Annotated in this window: 19 protein-coding genes; 18 read left to right on the top strand and 1 reads right to left on the bottom strand. The window is 24.3% G+C overall.

The features are described 5' to 3' along the window. The 18 genes from AWT72_RS09660 to AWT72_RS04895 form a co-directional block, all read left to right on the top strand. Window positions 1-557: hypothetical protein (locus AWT72_RS09660; protein WP_067141746.1), on the top strand; the 557-nt coding region annotated here is incomplete at its 5' end. Between the two features lie 276 nt (window positions 558-833). After that, window positions 834-1,229: a hypothetical protein gene (locus tag AWT72_RS04975; RefSeq protein WP_067141742.1), complete on the top strand. Its 396-nt coding sequence runs from the start codon at window positions 834-836 to the stop codon at window positions 1,227-1,229. Window positions 1,230-1,468: 239 nt separating this feature from the next. Beyond that, window positions 1,469-2,689: a UDP-N-acetylmuramoyl-tripeptide--D-alanyl-D-alanine ligase gene (locus tag AWT72_RS04970; RefSeq protein WP_067141739.1), complete on the top strand. Its 1,221-nt coding sequence runs from the start codon at window positions 1,469-1,471 to the stop codon at window positions 2,687-2,689. Next, window positions 2,689-3,777, top strand: coding sequence for a phospho-N-acetylmuramoyl-pentapeptide-transferase (gene mraY, locus AWT72_RS04965; protein ID WP_067141736.1), 1,089 nt, complete (start codon window positions 2,689-2,691; stop codon window positions 3,775-3,777). The genes AWT72_RS04970 and mraY overlap by 1 nt, the downstream gene beginning before the upstream one ends. Window positions 3,778-3,794: 17 nt before the next feature. Next, window positions 3,795-5,075 (top strand): S41 family peptidase, encoded by a 1,281-nt coding sequence (locus AWT72_RS04960; RefSeq protein WP_067141733.1) that lies wholly within the window; start codon window positions 3,795-3,797, stop codon window positions 5,073-5,075. 28 nt (window positions 5,076-5,103) lie between these two features. After that, window positions 5,104-6,690: an ATP-binding cassette domain-containing protein gene (locus AWT72_RS04955; RefSeq protein WP_231724055.1), complete on the top strand. Its 1,587-nt coding sequence runs from the start codon at window positions 5,104-5,106 to the stop codon at window positions 6,688-6,690. Between the two features lie 10 nt (window positions 6,691-6,700). Beyond that, window positions 6,701-7,981, top strand: coding sequence for a UDP-N-acetylmuramoyl-L-alanine--D-glutamate ligase (murD, locus tag AWT72_RS04950; RefSeq protein ID WP_067141730.1), 1,281 nt, complete (start codon window positions 6,701-6,703; stop codon window positions 7,979-7,981). Further along, window positions 7,974-9,068 carry an FtsW/RodA/SpoVE family cell cycle protein gene (locus AWT72_RS04945; protein WP_067141727.1) on the top strand — a complete coding sequence of 365 codons (1,095 nt, stop codon included), beginning with the start codon at window positions 7,974-7,976 and terminating at the stop codon, window positions 9,066-9,068. Before murD ends, AWT72_RS04945 begins: the two co-directional genes overlap by 8 nt. A 2-nt stretch (window positions 9,069-9,070) precedes the next feature. Next, window positions 9,071-10,126, top strand: a complete 1,056-nt coding sequence (gene murG, locus AWT72_RS04940) for an undecaprenyldiphospho-muramoylpentapeptide beta-N-acetylglucosaminyltransferase (RefSeq protein WP_067141724.1) — start codon at window positions 9,071-9,073, stop codon at window positions 10,124-10,126. A 1-nt stretch (window position 10,127) separates the two neighbouring features. Next, window positions 10,128-11,483 carry a UDP-N-acetylmuramate--L-alanine ligase gene (murC, locus tag AWT72_RS04935; protein ID WP_067141721.1) on the top strand — a complete coding sequence of 452 codons (1,356 nt, stop codon included), beginning with the start codon at window positions 10,128-10,130 and terminating at the stop codon, window positions 11,481-11,483. Between the two features lie 2 nt (window positions 11,484-11,485). Further along, window positions 11,486-12,334, top strand: a complete 849-nt coding sequence (gene murB, locus AWT72_RS04930; protein ID WP_067141718.1) for a UDP-N-acetylmuramate dehydrogenase — start codon at window positions 11,486-11,488, stop codon at window positions 12,332-12,334. Next, on the top strand, window positions 12,334-12,810 hold the full coding sequence (locus AWT72_RS04925; RefSeq protein WP_067141715.1) for a DnaJ domain-containing protein: 477 nt from the start codon (window positions 12,334-12,336) through the stop codon (window positions 12,808-12,810). Before murB ends, AWT72_RS04925 begins: the two co-directional genes overlap by 1 nt. A 31-nt stretch (window positions 12,811-12,841) precedes the next feature. Next, window positions 12,842-13,516 (top strand): cell division protein FtsQ/DivIB, encoded by a 675-nt coding sequence (locus AWT72_RS04920; RefSeq protein ID WP_067141712.1) that lies wholly within the window; start codon window positions 12,842-12,844, stop codon window positions 13,514-13,516. A 13-nt stretch (window positions 13,517-13,529) separates the two neighbouring features. Beyond that, entirely contained in the window at window positions 13,530-14,576 is a 1,047-nt protein-coding gene (gene ftsZ, locus AWT72_RS04915) for a cell division protein FtsZ (protein WP_067141709.1), read from the top strand. A 160-nt stretch (window positions 14,577-14,736) separates the two neighbouring features. Then, on the top strand, window positions 14,737-15,720 hold the full coding sequence (locus AWT72_RS04910) for an XAC2610-related protein (RefSeq protein ID WP_067141706.1): 984 nt from the start codon (window positions 14,737-14,739) through the stop codon (window positions 15,718-15,720). Window positions 15,721-15,727: 7 nt separating this feature from the next. After that, entirely contained in the window at window positions 15,728-16,279 is a 552-nt protein-coding gene (locus AWT72_RS04905; RefSeq protein WP_067141703.1) for a hypothetical protein, read from the top strand. An 83-nt stretch (window positions 16,280-16,362) separates the two neighbouring features. Further along, on the top strand, window positions 16,363-16,977 hold the full coding sequence (locus tag AWT72_RS04900; protein WP_067141700.1) for an adenylate kinase: 615 nt from the start codon (window positions 16,363-16,365) through the stop codon (window positions 16,975-16,977). A gap of 146 nt (window positions 16,978-17,123) precedes the next feature. Continuing rightward, entirely contained in the window at window positions 17,124-17,948 is an 825-nt protein-coding gene (locus AWT72_RS04895) for an alpha/beta hydrolase family protein (RefSeq protein WP_067141696.1), read from the top strand. Window positions 17,949-18,012: 64 nt separating this feature from the next. On the opposite strand, the gene AWT72_RS09655 is transcribed toward AWT72_RS04895, so the two are convergent. Further along, window positions 18,013-18,567 (bottom strand): hypothetical protein (locus AWT72_RS09655; RefSeq protein WP_197407613.1); only part of this gene is annotated, 555 nt, incomplete at its 5' end.

The raw sequence follows: 18,567 nt of genomic DNA, 5'->3' as shown, positions 1-18,567 counted from the left end.
CAATAGTTAAAGAGTATGGTGATATTTTAGAAATTAAAATACCATCAAGAAAGGAAATATTTAAAATAATTTTTTTTTCTTTATGGTTAACTTTTTGGTTAATTTGTGGAACTATTGCAGTAGGTATAATTTTTTTAGACAGTAGGATTGATTCATTCGTAAAAATTTTCCTTTCGTTATGGTTAATCATATGGGCTATGGGGGCAGCATTTGTTTTTGGAATTTTAAATTGGCTTTTATTTGGATATGAACTTATTAGTGTTGAAAATGGTAATTTAAAAATTTCCAAAAAAATGTGGTTTATAAATTTAAAAAAAGAATATGAAATAGAAAAAATAAAAAATATATTTATTATTAAAAATCCACCTTTGCCATCTAGAAATAGTATATGCACTTTTGAAGATGAATTTGGAAGGATTAAATTTGATTATGGCATAAAAACTATAAAATTTGCAATCGATATTGATGAAGCAGAAGCTAAAATGATACTTGAGAAATTAAAAAGAAATCATAATTTTAATGAATATAATTTTGCAACTATTACTGATATTGATTAGAAAAAAATAATATTAAAAAATGAAAGGAGTTTAAATTATTGTGGAAGCAGAATTTACAGGTAGAGCAATAATTAGAGAATATGATGATATTTTAGAAATTAAAATACCTACAAGGAAAAAAAATTTGAAATATTATTTTTCTGTCTTTGGTTAATTGGCTGGGGATTTGGAGAAGTTTTAGTAATAAAAACAATTTTTAATATTAATATACTTAGTTCATTTATTTATAAAGAAATTTTTATTATTAAAAATTTTGAATCACTTAGACCCATTTTTTTGTCAGTATGGTTAATTTGCTGGACAATAGGTGGAATAGGTGCAATATATACTTTATTTTGGAAGTTAATTGGTTATGAACTTATTACTGTTGAAAATGCTAATTTAAAAATTTCAAAAAAATTAGGCTTAATAAATAGAAAAAGAAAATATGAAATAAGAGAAATAAAAGATATGGCTATTATTCAAAGTACATTGTCATACAATGATAAGGATTTTTTCGCATTTGAAAATCAAAAAATTAAATTTGATTATGGTATGAAAACTATAAAATTTGCAAGTGAAATAGATGAAGCAGAAGCAAAAATGATACTTGAGAAGTTAAAAAGAAATCATAATTTTAGAGAATATAATTTTGCTCAAAAAAATTCTAAAAATATTTATTCAAAATGGTAATAAAAAAATAAAACCTAGAAATAGCGAAAGTTATTTCTTTTTTTGTATGTAAAATCATTTGTATTTTATAGTCGTAAGGTGTAATATATAGTTATAATTTTAAATCAATGTAAATAATTATTAGATTATTAAGTGAAGTTATGAGAAATATGAGTGATGAAAATAGTAAATAATTTTTTTGTCTCCTGATAATAGATTTTAATGTGTTAATTATGATATAATATAATTTGGTGATAGAAATGAATAAAATAGAAATTTTAAATAAGATATTAAATACTGATTTTGCCTTTAGTGGTAACGTTAGTATGGATTCAAGAAATCTAAATAAAGGAGATATATTTTTTGCTATAAATACAGGAAATAACTATATTGAAATGGCTAATGAAAAAGGTGCATTTGTAATATATGATGATAGTTTAAAAGATATATCAAATTCTAAAAAAGTAGATAATACAGTAAAATTTATGCAAGAAATGGCAAATGTATATAGAGACTACTTCAAATTTCCAGTAATTGCAATTACAGGGAGTAATGGTAAAACAACAGCCAAAGATATATTAGCAAGTATATTAGATGCAAATAAAACAATGGGAAACTATAATAATCATATAGGAGTTCCTTATACTATATTATCTTGTCCAATAGATGCTAAATATTTAGTTTTAGAAATGGGTATGAGTGCTCCATTAGAAATAGACTTATTAGCAAGTATTGCTAAACCTGATTATAGTATTATAGTAAATATAGGGGATTCTCATTTAGAGTTTTTTAAAGATAGAAATGATATATTTAAGGCTAAATGTGAACTTATACCATATACTAAAAAAATAGTAGTGGTTAATGGAGAAGATGAATACTTAAAAACATTAGAACTAGATAATGTTTTAAAAATTAATATATCTGATATTAGATTAAATGATTTTGGAACAAGTTTTATTTATGATAATGAAAGATATAGTATAAATTTATATGGTAAACATAATGCCATAGATGCAGCCTTAGGATTAGCAGTTGCTAAATTGTTAGGAGTTAATGTATCAAAAGAAAAATTAAATAATTTAAAATTAACAAAAATGAGATTTGAATTAATAGAAAAATGTAATAATTTATACATAAATGATGCATATAATGCATCACCCATATCAGTTAAAAGTTCTCTTTTAACACTAAATCAAATTTTTAAAAATAAAAGAAAAATAATAATTTTAGGAGATATGTTAGAATTAGGGGAAAATGAAATAAAATATCATAAGGATTTAAAGGATATTTTAGAAAATATAGATTATGATAAACTATATTTATACGGAAACTTAATGAGTAATATTGAAATAGATGATGCTATTAAAACGAATAATAAAAATGAAATTATAGAAGATTTAAGAAAAGAACAAAATAGTATAATCTATTTAAAGGGTTCTCGTGGTATGAAATTAGAAGAAATTATAGGGAGTGATGTATAGTGCTTTATTTACTACAGCAATTGTTCATAAATGAATATGGATTTTTAAGAATATTTAAATCGTTAGCAATAAGGGGTGGAATAGCCTTCTTTATATCTTTATTTTTTATCCTATTATTAGGTAATAAATTTATAAGTTATTTAAAAAGAAAAAAAACAGGAGATAAGATAAGAGAAGAAGGGCCTAGTTCACATTTTAGTAAAGCTGGTACACCTACTATGGGTGGTATAATGATAGTAATGGCAATAGTTTTTACTATGTTGGTAACTGGAAACTTTACTAATAAGTTTAATAATTATTTAATACTTATGACTATTTTATTTACTAGTATAGGTTTCTATGATGACTATTTAAAATTAACTAAAAGTAAAAATGGATTATCATCAAAGAAAAAAGTGTTAGGTCAATTAATTATGACTCTAGTATGCTTTGCCTTTATATATAGTTTTGGATTAGTTAACAGTACTATAGATTTTTCGGTGATAAATCCATTTATTAAAGATTCATATATATACATAGGACCAATATGTTTTATAATATTTATGATATTTGTAATTATAGGTTCATCTAATGCAGTTAATTTAACTGACGGTTTAGACGGTTTAGTTAGTGGTCCTATAATGATAATCTGTATAATATTTACAATGGTAGCGTATTTTGCAGGACATAAAGGCTTAGCAACTTACCTTAATATATATTATGTAGAAGGTGCTGGAGAAATAGCAGTATATTTATCATCAGTAATAGGAGCAATGATAGGATTTCTATGGTTTAACTTTTACCCTGCACAAATATTTATGGGAGATACAGGCTCACTTACATTAGGTGGAATGATAGGTATGATAGCAATATTTTTAAAACAAGAATTACTTTTACCTATAGCAGCATTTGTATTTATACTTGAAGCAGCATCAGTAATTATACAGGTATTTTACTTTAAGAAAACTAAAAAAAGATTTTTCAAAATGGCACCAATTCATCATCATTATGAATTATCAGGCATACCTGAAACTAAGGTTACAATGAGATTTTGGATTATAACAATAATAACTTGTATAGTAGCATTTATGATATTAAAATTAAGATAGAAAAAGAGGGAAATTAAATGAAAAAAAACATATTTTATGTATTTGTTGGTATTATTTTGTCATTTTTAATATTATTTATTATAAATTTTATTAAAATTTACAATAATCATACACCAAATAAAAATGCAAATATTGATAGTCTTTATTTACAAGAGATAAAAAGAACTGTAAATATTGTTGAAAGAAATTATGTATTAGATGAAAAAATTGACAAAACAAAACTATATACTTTTGCTTTAAAAGGAATTGTTGATAGTCTTGGAGATAAATATTCTGAATTTTTATCAGAAGAAGATCTTAAAAGAGATGTAAATGAACTTAACAGTAAGTATGTTGGACTTGGATTTGAAGCAAGTAAAAAAGTTGGAAAATATTTTGAAATATTGACTGTATATTTAGATTCTCCAGCATTTAAAGCAGGACTTATAGCAAATGATAAGATAATTGAAATAAATGGTAAAGATACTAAACAAATGAGCAGTAAAGAAACTATTTCTCTTATAAGAGGAGAAAAAGGGTCAAAAATTGATTTGAAAGTATCAAGAGATGGTAAAACTATAAATATTACTGCTATTAGGGAAGAAATAAAAAGTAAAATTATAGATTCCAAAATTTTTGATAAAAATATAGGCTATATTTCTATAGCAAGTTTTCCTAAAAATATAGGTAATGAATTTAAAATGGTTCTTAATGATTTAAAAGAAAAAGGTATAAATAAGTTAATACTAGATTTAAGAGGTAATACTGGTGGAGAAATTGGAGAAGTAATGCCAATTGCATCAATACTTTTAGGAGATGACAAGAAATTCCTATTTAAAGTAGCACATAAGAGTACAAAAGATGATATTTATGAAAAAAATGAAAAACAATTATTTGATGGGCAAATTATTGTGTTAGCAAATAAATTTACAGCTTCAGCATCAGAAATACTTATATCAATTTTAAAAGACTATAATAGAGCCACTATAATTGGGGAAAATACTTTTGGGAAAGGTATAACACAAAGATTTTATTATTTAGATTCTGGTAATATAGTTAAATTAACAGCAGGAAAATACTATACATTTAGTGAAAATGAAATAGATAAAGTAGGTATAAAACCAGACATAGAAATAGAAATGGATAATTTAGTTGCAAAAACAGCATACATAAATGAAAGTGATAGCGAAAATATGAAAAGAATGTCAATAATAAAAGATGTTTTAACAAAACAATATGGTGAAAAAAAAGCAAAAGAAATTGTGAAAAATGGAGATGTTCAATTAAAGAAAGCATTTGAAATTTTTAATAAAAAATAGATTAACACGGGAATAAGGGAGGTTTATTATGTCTAATAAAAATAGTATGTTTAAGTATATTTTTAAGTTTAAATCACAAAACCTATATCTTTTATTTTGGATAATAGTATGGGCAGGAGCAACAGTTGCATCATCAGTAATATTAACATATGTGCTAGATGCAATAATATCAAAAAATTTGAACACATTTTTAATGTTTTCAATAATAGATATACTTTGTTGGTGCTTAGTTAGTTATGCCCAAGCAGTTAAAGATACTATTAAAGAAGATTTAATGCAAAAAGAATTAAACGCTATTAGATTAGACATATTAGACCCATTAACAGAATATGATTATGCCGAATTTAAGAAAAATACTAAATCAGAATATATTTCATGGCTAGTAAATGATATGAATTTATTAAGAGATAATGGATTTAGTCAATTTTATGGAGCAATAGAAAGTATAATTACAGTAACTTTAAATGCATTTGCAATAGTATATTTCCATTGGACACTACTATTAATATCAGTAATTATGACAGCCTTCGTATATTATTCTCCTAGAATGTTTCAAAAAAAGGTTGAAAAGGCAACAAAAGATGTGTCAGAACATTCAAGTAGAGTTCTAAAGAAAACTAATGATTTTGTAAATGGATTTGAAATTTTTTATCATAATAATCAAAGTACATACTTTAAAAATCAAATTTTAGCAAGTTTCGAAAAAATGATAGTACCCAAAGTTAACTTAGTTAAGATTTCAACTATTGCAAATTCTACTTCTATGTTAGCAAGTATAATAGCACAAACCGTTATATTCATAGCAACAGGTTATTTAATCATTAAAGGAGAAATAACAACAGGGGTAATATTTTCAATTGCAAATTTAACAAGTACCTTATTTAATTATACAAGAGGTGCAGCATATAATATAGTTACATTTAGGGCAAGTTTTAAATTATTAGATAAATACCCATTTGTATATAAAAAAGATAAAAAAACTAAAATATCAAAATTTAATGATAAATTAGTTATGTCTAATTTAAAAGTTATTTTTGATAGTAATAATATAATAACATACCCTAATATAGAAGTTAAAAAGGGTATGAAAATAGCAATAACAGGAGATTCAGGCTCTGGTAAATCAACTTTACTAAAAATATTAACTGGAGAAATATTAAATTATGATGGAGATATTTTAGTAGATGGTATAAATTATAGAAATATAGATTTTAAGAGTTTACAAAATATAGTTGGAATAATAATGCAAAAACCATATATTTTATCTGAAACATTAAGAGATAATTTATTAATAGGTCGTAACATAAAAGATGAAACATTTAAAAGAGCATTAGAATTATCTTATGTTGATGAATTTGCATTAGATAGATTAGATACTATTTATACAGATGATTTATCAGGTGGACAAAAACAAAGAATATCAATAGCTAGAGAATTAATAGGAGAAAAAGATATATTAATTTTAGATGAAAGTACTGCTAATCTTGATAAAAGACGGGCAATAGAAATAGAAAAAAATATTTTATCTCAAAAAGATTTAACAGTAATAATGGTTACACACCATTTATATGATGAAAATAAAGAATTTTTTGATGAGATTATTAAATTAAAATAGTGGAGAATATATGAAATATGTAGTATTTGGTCTTGGTATCAGTGGTATTGGGGCAATGAAATTATTAGAGAATAAGAAATTAGAATACATAGTAGTAGATGATAAAAATGGTATTAAAAGTATGGATGCTATTTCTATGACTAATAAAGATGATATAGTTATTAAAAGTCCAGGAATTGCTTGGACTAATCCTTATTTAAAATATTGTGTTAATAATAATATAAAAGTAATATCTGAAATAGATTTTGCATTAGATTATATGAATAAAGATACTAAAATCGTTGCAGTAACAGGAACTAATGGGAAAACTACTGTATGTACTAAAACTTATGAATTACTTAAATATGCAGGTTTTAAAGTCGCACTAGGTGGTAATGAGGGGCATTCATTTTCAGAAATTATATTAAACGATAATACTAATGATTATGTAGTATTAGAACTTAGTAGTTATCAATTAGAAAATAATCCTAAAATAAAGCCATATATTGCACTTATAACTAATTTAACACCTGATCATCTAAGTAGATATTTAAATGTTGATGATTATTATGCTACAAAATTTAATATATTTAATAACCAAGATGAAAATGATTATATGATAATTAATAAAGATGATGAATTATTTGAAAAACTTGTAAGTAAAGAGTTAAAAGCAAAGAAAGTGTATATAAAAAATAATGAAAATGCTCTATATTTTGAAAATGAATTAATAATTTCAAAAGAAAATACTAGTTTAAAAGGAGAGCATAATGTACAAAATATGCTTAATATTATAGCGATAGCAAAGATTATAGGTATAAAAAATGAAACTATATCAAGTTTTTTATCAGGAACTAAACCACTAGAACATAGAGTAGAAAACTTTTTAAAAAAGGGCAAAGTTACTTTTATAAATGATTCGAAAGGAACTAATGTAGAATCTAGTTTAGTCGCATTAGAAACATTTAAGAATAAAAAAGTTTATTTAATTTGTGGTGGACAAGATAAAAAAATAGATAATAGCCTATTTTTCCAAAAAATATGTAGTGAAAATATCTTTTGTATGCTTATAGGAGAAAATTCTAATTTATATGTATCATATTTTAAAAATGTGGGTTATACTAAGTATATAGAAACAAAAAATTTAGAAAACACTATAATATATTTAAAAAAACATTTAGATTTTGATAGTGAAACTTATGTTCTTTTATCGCCTGCAACTGCAAGTTTTGATCAATTTAAAAGTTTTGAACATAGAGGAAAGGTATTTAAAGATTTAGTTTTAAATACATTTGGAGGAAATAATGGATAAAAAAAATCTACAATATGCACTAATAACAATAGTTTTAGCAATATCAGTAATAGGAATAGTATTTATAGGAAGTATAACTATGCCTTTAATATTAAAAGACCCAGTTGGAAATGGTGGAATGTTTATTAAACATTTAATTATCGTTGCAATGGCAGTAGCTGCATCATTTGCTTTATATAAAGTATTGTTAGAGAATAGAAAAAAGTTTATGAATCCTAATAAAGCTTTAGAATATACCATTATAGGTATATGTATTTTCTTATTACTTTTACCATTAGCATTTCCAGCAGTAAAAGGAGCTCATAGATGGATAAGACTTCCAGGATTTACTTTACAACCATCAGAAATAGTTAAACCTATATTCATAATTTTATTGGCTTCAGTTTATTATAGATACAGAAGAGATGAACAAAATACTATAGTAAATTTTTTAGGAATAACAGCAATATTTTTCCTAGCAATATGGCTTGAAAAATCTAAGACATCAGCATTACAATATGCCTTGATAGGGTATCTTATGTTTTGTGTAACAACAGCTAGACAAAAAATTAAATTTGGTATTGCAGGAATAGGGAGCTTATCTTTTATTTTATTATTAATATTAAGTAGAGATTACAGTTGGCAAAGAATAGTATCATTTGGTGGAGATAAAGTTCACCCACAAGTAGCAGCAGCTTTATCAGCAATAAAGACAGGAAATATTACAGGACTTGGTATAGGAGATGGGCTACATAAATATTTTTATTTATCAGAAGCACATAATGACTATATGTTTGCTGCTATTTCAGAAGAAGGTGGATTTATATGGGCAATAATAATAATATTATTATTTATGTCATTAATATTTATATTATTTTATATAGCTTTTAGTTTGAATAGTTTTTTTAATAAATACATAGTTTTTGGAGTAGCATTTAATATTGCAAATCAAATAGTAGTACATATAGCTATAAATTTAAATCTTTCACCATCAACAGGTATAACACTACCATTTATTAGTTATGGTGGTAGTTCATTTATAGCAAATACAATGTGTATAGCATTAGTTCTTTTTGCTATAAATTCAGATAAAAAAGGAGAAATATAGAAATGAAAAATATAGCATTTACAACTGGTGGAACAGGAGGGCATATATACCCTGCTCTTGCATTAGCAAATAAAATGAGAAATGAAGGATATAAAATAATTTTTATAGGAACTAGACATAGAATGGAAAAAGATATAGTTCCAGCAAATAATTTTAGATTTTATGGATTAGATATATTGCCTTTTAATAAGGTGTCATCTATATTAAAAATATTTCCTGCAATTTATAATGCAAGAAAGATTTTACAAAATAGTAAAATAGACGTACTTATAGGATTTGGAAACTATATTTCAATACCTGCTATATTAGCAGCGAAAACATTAGGTATTAAAGTTTATTTACAAGAACAAAATATATTAATGGGAATGGCTAATAAATATTGTAACAGATTTTCTAAGAAAGTATTTTTAGCATTTAAAGAAACTTTAAAGTATATACCAGAGAAAAAACAAGATAAATATGTAGTTACAGGAAATCCTTTAAGAGAAGAATTTTATAACATAACAAAAGAAGACGCAAGACAAAAATTAGAAATAGATGAGAATAAAAAAGTAATATTAATTATGGGTGGAAGTTTAGGGGCTAAGCAAATAAACGATGCAGTAATTAATAATTTAGAAAAAATAAATAAGAAAAAAAATCTAATATTATTTTGGTCTACAGGCCAAAATTTATTCGATGATGTACATGCAAAAGTTAAAAATTTAAGTAATATTATCTTAATGCCATATTTTGATAATGTTCCAGAACTAATGGCAGCATCAGACTTAGTAATTTGTAGATCAGGAGCATCTACAATATCTGAATTGCTAGAACTTACTAAACCATCAGTTCTAATTCCTTATGATTTTGTAGGTCAAAAGGAAAATGCAGAAATGTTAGAATATGTAAATGGTGCAAAAATGTATACTAATGAAACTGCCAATGAAGCAGTAGAATACGCACTTGGTTTATGTGAAAATAAAGAAATATTAGAATTTATGGAAAAGAATCTAAAAAAATTATCAGTTGGTAATTCGACAGAAAACATATTAAAAATTATAAAAGAGGAAAATTAAGATGAGAATATATTTTAGTGGAATAAATGGAATAGGAATGAGCGGTATAGCCAAAATTTTAAATGAGCAAGGACATATAGTAGAGGGTTCTGATTTAGAATATAAAGATATTACTAATGATTTAGAAAATATGGGAATAACTGTAAATATAGGACAAAGTTTAGAAAATATAGAAAATTTTGAACCTGATTTATATGTTTATTCAACTGCTATAAAAGAAACTAATCCTGAATATCTATATGCGAAAAATAAGGGCATAGAAATGAAAAGAAGAGGAGAAATATTAGCAGACCTATTTAATAAATTTGATAAAACTATCGCAGTAGCAGGAACACACGGAAAAACTACTACTTCTTCTATGGCAGCATTAAGTTTTTTAGAAACTAAACCATATATAGTAGTTGGTGGAATAATACCAGAGTTAAATACTAATAGCCAAATGGGAGATAGCGATTATTTTATAGTAGAAGCCGATGAAAGTGATAATTCATTTTTACATTTACACCCTAAATATTCTATAATTACTAATGTAGAAGCTGATCATTTAGAGCATCATGGAAATTTAGAAAATATTAAAAAATCATTTGTTCAGTTTATAAAACAAACTAGGGATAAAGTAATAATTTCAAAAGATTGTCCAACTATAAAAAGTTTAGATTTAGATGAGTTTAAAGATAAAATAGTGTATTACAGTATTTTGGAAAAAACTGCTGATATATGTGTTAAAAATATAAAAGTTGAAGGTGGTATTACAAAATTCGAAGTATTAATACATGGTAAAAGTATAGGAGAAGTTTCTTTAACAGTTCCAGGTGTACATAATGTATCAAATTCACTTTCAGTTATATATTTAGCATATTTAGAAAATTTAGATATGGATATAGTTAAAGAGCATTTATTAAGATTTACAGGTGCAAAAAGAAGATATCAAGTAATATATGATGAAGAAATTAAAGTAATAGATGATTATGCTCATCATCCAACTGAAATAAAGGCAACTATAAATGCTGCAAAGAGCAAGGAAAAAGGAAGAATAACAGTAATATTTGAGCCACATAGATATACTAGAACAAAATATTTCTTAAACGATTTTGCTAAATCTTTATTATTGGCTGATAAAATAATACTTTTACCAATATATGCAGCTAGTGAAGAAAACGAAAGTAATATAAGTTCAAGTGATTTGGCTAATAAAATAAAAGAATTAGATAATGATAAGCAAGTGTGTGTTATGTTGCCAGAGGAATTAATGAACCACATTTATTTGAATAATAAACCTAATGATGTATATATATTTATGGGAGCAGGAACTGTATCTAAATTTGCTTATAGTATGGTTAATAAAATGAAAGGATAGATATGATAATTCAAAATGATATTTCTATGAAACAATATTCAAATATGAAAATAGGGGGAATAGCTAAAAAATTAGTTTTTATAGAAAAAGAAGATGAATTAGTAGATTTTTTTAAAGATGATGAAAAATATTATCTTTTGGGAAATGGAACTAATACTTTGATAGATGATAATTATCTTGATATGACCTTTGTATGTCTAAAAAAATTAAATAAGATAGAGAATTTAGGTAATAATAAAGTTTATGTACAAGCAGGAGTTAATTTAGAAGATTTTACTAAATTTATGGAAGAAAATGATTTAGGTGGTCTTGAAAATATAACAGGAATACCTGGAACTATTGGTGGTTTAGTTAATATGAATGGTGGTGCTTATGGGACTACTATTTTTGATAAAATAATATCAGTTAAGGTATATTCTAAATCTTTTGGTATAAAAAATATAAATAAAAAAGATTTGGATTTAAAATACAGAGAAACTAAGATAAAAAAAGAAAAATGGATAGTAATAGGTGCATATTTTGAATTAGACGATGGGTTTGATAAAGAAAAAGCATATGATAAAATAGAAAAAAGACAAAATAATCATCCATTAGATTTGCCTAATTTAGGTTCTACATTTAAAAATCCTGATGGAGATTTTGCAGCGAGATTAATAATGGAAGCAGGATTAAAAGGGTATAGAATAGGTGAGATTGAAGTATCAACTAAACACCCTAATTTTTTAGTAAATAAAGGGAATGCTAAATTTGATGATGTATTAAAATTGATAAAACATGTTCAAAAAATTGTGAAAGAAAAATTTGATGTATTATTAGATACTGAAATTATAATAATAAAAGGAGATAAATAATGCCGTTAATATTTGTATTATTTGCAATATTTTTAATTTTTGTATTATTACTTTTTTCATTGCCATATCAAATTTATTTTGTGGTGGCATTTTTAGCATCTATAAATGGTAGATATTTCACAGGATTTATAATTTTACTTATAGGTGTATATAAATATATTAATAGAAATAGAAGACAACAATTTTTCTATTATAATTTTAAAAATACAAATGGTAACTTTAATTATGAAAATTTTAATAATCAATATCAATATTATAATGATTTTAATCAAAATGTTAATTTAGAAAATGAATATGAAAAAGCCTGTAAAGTATTGGGTGTTGATATAAATTCTAGTTATGAAGAAAAAAAGAAAAGATACAGAGATTTATTAAAAAAATATCATCCTGATATTAATCATACTAAAGAAGCTGAAGAAATGTCTAAGAATATAAACGATGCTTGGGACATTGTTGAAAAGTATAACAATATATGATAAAATCTAAGATGATAGAAAGAGAGTAATTATGAGAAAATTGACTAAAAATTTTTTAGTTTTAGCATTTCTTTTAATATTTATTTTAGCATTTAAATTGGTTGAATCCCCATATTTTTATTTAACTAAAATAGAAATAAGAGGAGACAATGAAAGAGTAAAAGAAGATATATTAATTAAACTTGATAAATTTAAAGAAGAACCTATTATATTCATAGATACTAATAGGTTAGAAGAAGAAATTTTAAAAGATGCAAGAGTTTTAAATGTAGATATTAAAAAACGATATCCAAATAAGTTAATTGTTGAATTAAATGAAAGAAAAGCAGTTGCATTTATAAAATTAGATAAATTTTATGCTGTAGATAATAATATAAATATTTTTGCATATTTTGATGAAATAGATAAAAAGAATTTGCCTATAATTAAAAATCCTGAAAATGCAGAGGAAAAGGAAGACATTTCTAAAATTTTAACTCAGTTAGTAAATAGTGATATTTTTAGATTATCATCAGAAATAATACCGACAGAAGATTATTATACTGTTATATTAACTGATGGAGCAAGAATATTTTTAAATAAAGATGTTACAAAAAAGAAATTTGATCAGGCTTATAAGGTATATACCAAAGAAATACAAGAAAACGATATAGAATATATAGATTTAAGGTTTGATTTAATAAGTGCAAAAGTAGATAAGAAATAAAAGGGGAGGAAATATGTTTGATAATAATATTCAAGATATTGAAACAAAAGGAACAAAGATAAAGATAGTAGGTGTTGGTGGAGCAGGTGCTAATGTATTAAATGATTTAATTAATCACGGAATAAAAGATGTTACTTATTTTGCGATAAATACAGATGAACAAGATTTAAGAAAATCAAAAGCAGATGAAAAAATGGCATTAGGGCATTTAGGTGCAGGAGCAAATCCAGAAGTTGCCAAAGTAGCAGCTGAAGGTAAAAAAAGAGAAATTGAGGATTCAATAAAAGGTCAAGATATGATATTTATAACTGCTGGTATGGGTGGTGGAACTGGTACAGGAGCAGCCCCAGTAGTTGCACAAGTTGCAAAAGAATTAGATATAGTAACAGTTGCTATTGTTACAAGACCATTTAGTTTTGAAGGAATAAAAAGAAAAAATAATGCAAATTATGGTATAGAAGAGTTAAAAAAATATGTAGATACATTAATTGTTATACCAAATAATAAATTATTAGAATTATCAAAAGAAAATAAATCATTCCCTGAGCATTTGAAAAATTCAAATGAGATTATTAGATTTGGAATTAAAGGAATTTCAGAATTAATTACTAAGCAAGGGTATATAAATTTAGATTTTGCTGATGTTGAAGCAATAGTAAAAGGTTCAGGTATAGCATTATTTGGATTTGGTGAGTCTGAAGCAGGTGAACCAGTAGAATCATTAGTTGAAAGAACAATATCTAATCCATTATTAGAAAGAGATATTAAAGGTGCAACTAAGATATTAGTAAATGTTACTGGTGGAGATACTTTAACTATGGAAGGTGTACAAAAGATATTAGAAATGATTTCTGAAAGAGCTTCTGGAAGTAAAGATGGAGTAGAAAACTTAATTTTAGGAAGTATATATGAAAGTGATAGAGAGAATGTAGTATTATCAGTTATAGCAACTGGATTTGAAGAAAATGCTGAAAATTTAGAGGGATTATCTAGCGACCTTTATGGTGGAAAGATTTTTGAAGAAGAAAAGAAAGATTTTGATATAGTTCCTAAATTTTAATAGAAACAGAAATATTGACCACTATATTTATAGTGGTTATATTTATATATAGTTGGGATTGTTATTAGAAAGGTAGATAATATTATGGGTTTTTAATATATTAAGTATTTTAATAAATAAAAAATTTAAAAATACAATTAATTAAAAAATAGGAGAAAATATGAAAAAAATTTTAATATATTTAATAATGTCAATACCTTTATTTAGTAAAACTATTACAAAGACTCAAAATTATTCAGATAAATATACTATATCTGTAACTGCTAATATAGATGAAAACGAAAAATCAGATAAAATTTATTCAGAAGCAGTTATTTTACTTATTGATAAAAAAACAAAAAAAACAATTGCCAAAATTAATTCAGAAATTCCTATTGATATTAAAAATAAAGATATTAATTTAAATTCTAGTCTACCTAACAATATTATAAATTACGATTTTGAAGCAATAATAATACATGAGGATTTTAATTTTGATGGCAAAAAAGATTTTGCTATTTTAAATGATGGTTCTAGTTGCTATGGTGGACCAGCATATTCAATATATATAGAAACTAAAAAGGGTTTGAAATATAGTTCTGAATTTACCAACTTAATAGCTGAAACTTGCGGAATGTTTAAAGTGGATTATGAGAATAAAAAAATATATGCTTTTTCTAAAAGTGGAGCAGCAACTCATTATTATTATACTTTTAAAGTTGTAGGTGATAAACCTATTTTAATGGAAAGTGTTACAGAGCAACATAGAAGATATGTTTTAGACATTTTAAAAGAAACTTATATTGGAAATAAAACTATATCTAAGCAACAATATACTTGGCATGATTTTGATAAAACAAAATTAAAAAAGGTTTATAGTTTAAATTTTAAAAATAGCAAACAAATGATTTTATATGAAATTGATAATATAATAATTTATGTTTTTGAAAATAAAGGGAATATAGATTTATATTATGCAAATGATTTTTATTATGATAAAGATAAAAAAACATTAAGTTTTATAAATGATAATATAAAATATGAAATATATAATGGTGGAATAATTATTACAAAAGGTAAAAAGAAAATAAATATTAAAGCGATTAGAAAAAATGATAAAAATTTGAATATAGATTTAAATTTAGAAAATGTATATAAGAAATAGGGGAAATATGAAAAAGATTTTAATATATTTAATAATGGTAATACCTTTATTTAGTAAGCCTATTACAAAAATATATGATTATTCAGATAAATATATAGTAAGTATTATGCTAGATAAAAATGATAAAATGGCATATGCTCACTACACTATATCAGTTATAGATAAAAAAACTAAGAAAAAATTAATAGAATCTAAGTCGATGACAGAATTAAGTTTATTAAAAGTCATTAAGAGTGATTTTTTAAAAAATTTATTAGATGATAATCTTGAATATGAGATAATACATACAGATTTTAATTTTGATGGTAAAAAAGATTTTGCTATTATAGGTAATTTAGATGAAAACTATAATTATCAGCGTGGTTTTAGTGTTGAAAATCCTAGATGCCCTGGACATGTTCCATCATATAATGTGTATTTGAATAGAGGCGAAAAATTTGAACATGATGATTTTCTTACAACTGTTACTAGAGATGAGTGTAGTATGTTTAAAGTAGATTATAAGAATAAAAAAATATATGTAGAAGATGAACATGGGAATATTCGCTACATTGAATAATATAAATAAAAATTTTTAAGTATTAGAAAAAAATAAATTAATATGTTAAAATAGATTATAAATAAAAATAAGGAGTAGTTACAATGAACATAATATTATTTGGAGCACCAGGTGCTGGTAAAGGAACACAAGCTAAAAAATTAATTGAAAAATATGATATACCTCAAATATCAACTGGAGATATATTAAGAGCAGCAATAGCAAAACAAACTAAATTAGGTTTAGAGGCTAAGAAATTTATGGACGCAGGTAATTTAGTGCCTGATAGTGTTGTTATGGGTCTTATAGAAGAAAGATTAAAAGAACAAGATTGTAATAAAGGTTATATTTTAGATGGTTTCCCTAGAACAGTTGCACAAGCGGAGTTTTTAGATAAGGTTGCAAATATAGATAAGGTTATAGCGTTAGATGTACCTAAATCTGCAATAGTTGAAAGAATAACTGGTAGAAGAACATCTAAAAAGACAGGAAAGATATATCATATAAAATTCAATCCACCAGTAGATGAAAATCCGGAAGATTTAGTACAAAGAGCAGATGATACAGAAGAAGCAGTAATAAAAAGATTAGAAGCATATGATAATCAAACATTACCTGTTTTAGAGTATTATAAAAAGAAAGATAAAGTTGTAGTAGTTGATGGTTATAGAAAACCTGATGAAATTACAAAAGACTTAATTAAACTTTTAGGAGAATAATAATGAAATTCCTATAATTATTGTAATTATAGGTTTTTTTTATAAAAATTTTATGTAGAATTGTTATAATTTTTAAATTTGACAATGTTATAAATCAAGTTAAAATAGTCATGAGATATTATAAAAATAAAAGGGGGTATTAAAAGATGAAAAAATTATTGTTTTTTATTATGATAATTTTTGGTATGTTAACCTTTTCTAAAAAAAGAGTAGAAAATATAGAAATAAATAATGGATTTTATAAAATTCCAGCAATATATACTTATGATGATGAAATTAAAAATATGCCTTTGGTTATTATGTTACATGGAACTGCATCAAATAAAGATGAAGTAGACGGTACATATATAAAATTATCTAATAAATTATATGAAAAAGGAATTTCAAGCATTAGGTTTGATTTTATAGGTACTGGAGATTCAAAAGTAGATTATTTACATTATACAATATCTAGTGCTGTGAGTGATACTAATAGAGTAATAGAATTTGCTAGAAGTAGAACTAATAATAATATTGGATTATTAGGTTGGAGTCAAGGTGGAACTATCGCATTATTAGCAGGAGCAAATAAAGAATTATCATCTATTTCAACTTGGGCAGGGTCGTTAGATATATATAAAAATTTTTATAAAATGCATGAAGAAGCTAAAAAAAATGGTTTTGCAATTATGAAATTTGAATGGAGAGAACCTCTTAGAATATCATTGCAATGGTTTAATGAAACTAAGGATTTAGATATGATAGGGTATATAAGAAAAATTAAGGTTCCTATAATGGCACTTGCAGGTACAAAAGATGATGTAGTTAATCCAAAACAAGCAACAGTAATAGTTAAAAATTCAAATAATAAAAAATCAAAAGTTGTTTTAATAAAAGACTCTAATCATATTTTTAATATTTTTACTAATAATTCAAAAGTTGATGAGGGAATAGAAAAAACAACAGATTGGTTTGTTGAAACATTAAAATAAAAAAAATTCGATTTTGGTCAATAAAATATTTAAATAATGCCTTTGCTTTTTTATAGCAAAAGCATTATTTTCTTTTTTTAGATTTTGCAAAATAGTTTCTAATACGAGATAAAGTAGCTATATTATATAATAATTCTTCTTTAAATATTTTGTCTTCCATATCAACTAAACATTCATTAAAACCATTTAAAATAAAAGTATTTTCATCAATTTTTGTATAAAATAAATTTTTAGTAGAAATTAATATATCGTCTACACTATATTTGTATTTTAATTCATGCTGCATTAATTTTATGAATAAAAGACAAATATAAGATACAATAAAATGAGATTCTATGCTTATTTCTTTAGTTCCTATTACGGGTTTACAAAAAATATCTGATCTTGTCATTTTAAATATTTTTTTTATAAGGTGTTGTTCCTTATATATTCTTATAATATCTTTATCACTTAGTGTAATTAGGTCAGTCATTAAAAGACTATAACCATTATCAGGTTCTTTATCTTCAATATATGGATTTGCTAATATATCATTAGTTTCATTATCTATAATTGTGTCATATTTTTTTAAGATTTTAGTTACTTTATTTATCTCTTTATCTAATATATAGGCTTGTTT

The sequence above is a fragment of the Oceanivirga salmonicida genome, from assembly GCF_001517915.1.
Classification (GTDB): Bacteria; Fusobacteriota; Fusobacteriia; order Fusobacteriales; family Leptotrichiaceae; genus Oceanivirga; species Oceanivirga salmonicida.
This window is presented reverse-complemented; position numbering and strand designations above follow the sequence as displayed.

Excerpts from the sequence above, each read along its gene's own strand:
- AWT72_RS04970 (WP_067141739.1), top strand. The coding sequence starts at position 1,469 with ATGAATAAAATAGAAATTTTAAATAAGATATTAAATACTGATTTTGCC.
- AWT72_RS04960 (WP_067141733.1), top strand. The coding sequence starts at position 3,795 with ATGAAAAAAAACATATTTTATGTATTTGTTGGTATTATTTTGTCATTT.
- AWT72_RS04955 (WP_231724055.1), top strand. The coding sequence starts at position 5,104 with ATGTCTAATAAAAATAGTATGTTTAAGTATATTTTTAAGTTTAAATCA.
- murD (WP_067141730.1), top strand. The coding sequence starts at position 6,701 with ATGAAATATGTAGTATTTGGTCTTGGTATCAGTGGTATTGGGGCAATG.
- AWT72_RS04945 (WP_067141727.1), top strand. The coding sequence starts at position 7,974 with ATGGATAAAAAAAATCTACAATATGCACTAATAACAATAGTTTTAGCA.
- murG (WP_067141724.1), top strand. The coding sequence starts at position 9,071 with ATGAAAAATATAGCATTTACAACTGGTGGAACAGGAGGGCATATATAC.
- murC (WP_067141721.1), top strand. The coding sequence starts at position 10,128 with ATGAGAATATATTTTAGTGGAATAAATGGAATAGGAATGAGCGGTATA.
- murB (WP_067141718.1), top strand. The coding sequence starts at position 11,486 with ATGATAATTCAAAATGATATTTCTATGAAACAATATTCAAATATGAAA.
- AWT72_RS04925 (WP_067141715.1), top strand. The coding sequence starts at position 12,334 with ATGCCGTTAATATTTGTATTATTTGCAATATTTTTAATTTTTGTATTA.
- AWT72_RS04920 (WP_067141712.1), top strand. The coding sequence starts at position 12,842 with ATGAGAAAATTGACTAAAAATTTTTTAGTTTTAGCATTTCTTTTAATA.
- ftsZ (WP_067141709.1), top strand. The coding sequence starts at position 13,530 with ATGTTTGATAATAATATTCAAGATATTGAAACAAAAGGAACAAAGATA.
- AWT72_RS04910 (WP_067141706.1), top strand. The coding sequence starts at position 14,737 with ATGAAAAAAATTTTAATATATTTAATAATGTCAATACCTTTATTTAGT.
- AWT72_RS04905 (WP_067141703.1), top strand. The coding sequence starts at position 15,728 with ATGAAAAAGATTTTAATATATTTAATAATGGTAATACCTTTATTTAGT.
- AWT72_RS04900 (WP_067141700.1), top strand. The coding sequence starts at position 16,363 with ATGAACATAATATTATTTGGAGCACCAGGTGCTGGTAAAGGAACACAA.
- AWT72_RS04895 (WP_067141696.1), top strand. The coding sequence starts at position 17,124 with ATGAAAAAATTATTGTTTTTTATTATGATAATTTTTGGTATGTTAACC.